This is a genomic window from Desulforamulus profundi, assembly GCF_002607855.1.
In genome coordinates, this window is record NZ_AWQQ01000074.1 from 1 (window position 1) to 2,389 (window position 2,389).

Sequence of the window (2,389 nt, forward strand, 5' to 3'; positions counted from 1 at the left end):
CAGCTTCAGCAAGGGCATAATAGATGCTGTTTTCAGAAACAAGGGGTCTGTTACTCCATTGCTCTAATACATCAATGTCGGTTATAGATAATTGACGTCCTTTTTGCTTTAACATATTAAATTAGCACTCCCTATCTGATGATAGGTATTTATTTCTACAAATATCTCTATTTTCCTTCCTGTTATGCTAAAAATATCTATTTTTGGTTATTATTGTTTGGAGTTTTTCAACAGTCTCCTAGTAGGTTGATGTTCCTAACTATAGGGCAACCCGTTATGGCACAAGAGGAAAAGAGTAATATAGGTGAAGTAACGCCGATGGCTTACAAATACCTATTTGACTGTTCCAGCCTGTACACACTGAATGGAAGTAGTATAGGTGCATCTGGTACCACCCAAACTTACACCAATGTTAGTAAAATCACCACTACAGTATATCTGGAGAAGAAAACCTCCAGTGGCTGGACCGTAGTTACGAGTTGGACAAGCAGCGTAAACAATAGCTCTTACTCCACTACAAGTGGCAGTTACAAAGGCACTCCTGGGACAACTTATAGGGTAAGATGCTTACATAGGGCAGATAACGGTACCTTAACCGAAACTAATACTTCTTACACTAGTTCTTTTACTATAAATTAACCCGTCTCAATGAGTTGGCTAGAACAAATAAATCTTCCTCGTCCAATGGGCCAGTTATTGTAACAAAGATATCTCTATCAATCCAGCACAACTGTTTTTGCCATCTTTAAAAACCAATAGAGTAGCGTCCTGTCCTTTAACATTAACCTTTTTTAAAACCGCATCCTCTGTATCGTATGAAGTGGCTTGATTAAAGTCGCCAATAATATTAATCTGAGCGATATTTAATGGTTGAGATTTGGCAGTATTAAGGAATAACACAAGCTTTGTAGAATCCCCTACCTTTTGTGTTACAGCTCTTTCAATATTATACTGGCCGGCTAGATCAATAGGTAATAGAGCTTGATAAGGTACATTATTTAAGACCTGTGCAACTTCTGGTTTAAGGGAGTCCACTAGGTCTTTTTCTTTTTTCTGAGTTCCGAATGAAATATGTGCAGTTTGAACCTTGCCGGCAATAAAGGAACGGATAGTCTCAAAAATCTTTAAATTTAAGGCAGTTCCTTCCTTGGGCATAAACCAAAGTCCCACTACTAAAAAGATAATTAATGAACAGGCCACAACAGACCACTTAGATGGGGACTTAGGCTTAGAGTTATATTTGCTGTTATATCTCTCCCAGGCTAAGTCCATATCTAAATCAGTGTCTTTTCGCGCCCGATCCTTTAGTGATTCTTTAATTAGTTCATCAACGGATGTGTATTTATCATCACTCAACTTTCAACCCGCCCTCCTGATTACTAATGACGTAACCTTCTTTAATTAAACGGTTTTTGATATGAGCTCTCGCCCTATGTAAAAGTGTTTTAACAGTACCTTCGGGTTTTTGGATCAATGTTGAGATATCCTTAATCTTCATTTCCTCATAGTAATACAGGTGAATGATTTGCTTCATAACAGGGTTTAGAGAATCTATTGCTTTATTTACCGTAGATATGGTGTCTTGTGAACTGATACATAATCCGGTGAGTTTTCGATAGAGTCGATAATAGGACCCATGATATCAATACTAACTATATTTTTGTACTTATTAAGAATTTTGTTGACGTTATTTATAGTAATTTTCTTTATCCACGCCTCAATCTTATCTGGATCTCTTAGTTGGTCTATATTTTGAATTGCTTTAAATATCGCTTCTTGTGCAGCTTCTTCAGCTATATCAGCATCCCCACAATAAAAATAGGCAGATTTTATGGCCGACTTATAATGAAGTTCGAAAATAAGTTTACTAAAATCCTCATTAACCTGTTTCTTTCTAGTAAAAAGCTTTTTAAATATAGACATAGTAGCCCCCTAAGAGGTTTGGTAAATTTTATGTAATATTTCTACACATTGCGATTAGATTCCTCTCATTAATACAAGTGCAGATAATGTCGCAATAAGGCGATAGATTTTTAAAACCAAAACCACCTTCTTTTTATCTAGTAATTAAAGGAGGTGATTTATGTTTTAGCTAGCTAGAATTCAATATATAAAAAATATTTAAAAATTGGATGGTTTACTATGTTTAAAAAAAGTAAAAAAATCATAAGTATTATCTTAACTATCTGTTTTATTTTTTCTATGTGCATACAATCCACCTATGCTGCATCCCCTCAAAGTGAACCTGAAACCTTGACAATGGATGGAAAAACCATAACCGTACAGACTCTAGTTGACAATGATACTATCAGAAAAGTGATTGCTGTTGAAGATAACAAAAAATCCTATACATCAACATATAACAAGAAAACAACAGACTTAAAAGTAG

General features: G+C 35.2%; 3 protein-coding genes and 1 pseudogene. 1 reads left to right on the forward strand and 3 read right to left on the reverse strand.

From position 1 onward, the window contains the following. Window positions 1–628 precede the first annotated feature (628 nt). From P378_RS12205 to P378_RS21805, 3 genes and pseudogenes are all read right to left on the reverse strand, one after another. A pseudogene (locus tag P378_RS12205) lies at window positions 629–1,272 on the reverse strand (DUF4367 domain-containing protein). A 76-nt stretch (window positions 1,273–1,348) separates the two neighbouring features. Next, window positions 1,349–1,534, reverse strand: a complete 186-nt coding sequence (locus P378_RS21800; protein ID WP_238473181.1) for an RNA polymerase sigma factor — start codon at window positions 1,532–1,534, stop codon at window positions 1,349–1,351. A gap of 29 nt (window positions 1,535–1,563) precedes the next feature. Further along, window positions 1,564–1,923, reverse strand: coding sequence for an RNA polymerase sigma factor (locus tag P378_RS21805; RefSeq protein WP_238473182.1), 360 nt, complete (start codon window positions 1,921–1,923; stop codon window positions 1,564–1,566). A gap of 219 nt (window positions 1,924–2,142) precedes the next feature. Between P378_RS21805 and P378_RS19665 the strand changes: the two genes are divergently transcribed. Then, window positions 2,143–2,389: hypothetical protein (locus P378_RS19665; protein WP_180261086.1), on the forward strand; the 247-nt coding region annotated here is incomplete at its 3' end.

Coding starts and splice junctions, on each gene's coding strand:
- P378_RS21800 (WP_238473181.1), bottom strand. CDS start 1,534: ATGAAGCAAATCATTCACCTGTATTACTATGAGGAAATGAAGATTAAG.
- P378_RS21805 (WP_238473182.1), bottom strand. CDS start 1,923: ATGTCTATATTTAAAAAGCTTTTTACTAGAAAGAAACAGGTTAATGAG.